This is a genomic window from Cognatundibacterium luofuense (genome assembly GCF_018139685.1).
Lineage (GTDB): Bacteria > Pseudomonadota > Gammaproteobacteria > Burkholderiales > Burkholderiaceae_D > Undibacterium > Undibacterium luofuense.
The window spans coordinates 1-302 of the sequence record NZ_JAGSPN010000517.1 but is presented as its reverse complement, the minus strand read 5'-3'; the positions used below and the strand labels follow the sequence as shown (position 1 = coordinate 302).

Sequence of the window (302 nt, the reverse complement as noted above, 5' to 3'; positions counted from 1 at the left end):
AAGCCATCGTTTGCCAGAATCCCTTTCCACGCATAGATACGCAAGAGGAATGAAGTCCAAAACGGCAACATCACCAGCATTAGCAGAATCGGGCGTATCGTCGCTCTGGCGCGCGCCATAAAATAGGCAAACGGATACCCGATCAACAAACAAGTCAACGTGGTCGCCGCCGCGTACTTGATCGAACGCAGGTAAGTCAACACGTACAATTTATCCTGCAAAACAAACAGGTAATTGCTTACTTTGAGTTTTATATGAATGATGCCGTCGACATAACTGACCAAACTGACAAACGGGTCGCC

The 302-nt window shown here is 47.7% G+C and carries 1 pseudogene; it reads right to left on the bottom strand.

Annotated elements, in window-relative coordinates:
• Positions 1-302 (bottom strand): annotated as a pseudogene (locus tag KDM89_RS21485) (putrescine ABC transporter permease PotH); the annotation flags it as partial.